The sequence below is a fragment of the Deinococcus pimensis DSM 21231 genome, assembly GCF_000519345.1.
GTDB lineage: Bacteria > Deinococcota > Deinococci > Deinococcales > Deinococcaceae > Deinococcus_A > Deinococcus_A pimensis.
In genome coordinates this window covers 14,930-15,346 of the sequence record NZ_KI912652.1, presented here as the reverse complement: position 1 = coordinate 15,346, position 417 = coordinate 14,930, and positions in this window count along the sequence as shown.

Below are 417 nucleotides of genomic sequence, written 5' to 3'. Positions count from 1 at the left end.
GAGGAGCGGCGGCGTCCGCCGTGAGGGCGGGAGGCGCTTCCTCACCCAGCCTGGCGCGCAGGGCGCGCACCTCGCGTTCCAGGTCGGAGACGCGCGAGCGGGTGCCGAGCGCCACGACGAGCGCCCACGCGGGCGCGATCAGGAAGAACAGCACCAGCTGGACGAGCAGCTCCATTTCCTTCCCCTCCGGACACGTGCGGCGTGTGTCTCAGGCTAGCATGCGCCCGCGTCCCGTCCGGAGTCAGCCCCGCAGGTCCGAGAGGGCGTCCGCCTCGTCCTTCAGGACCTCCCCGAGCCGCTCGAATAGGGCGAGGGCGCGCGCGTACCGTTCGTGCGCCGCCGCGTGGGGTTCGTGGACGTGCAGGGGCGGCGCGGGCGGCACGTTCCCGAGCCCGAGCGCCTCGCGGGCGAGCAGGG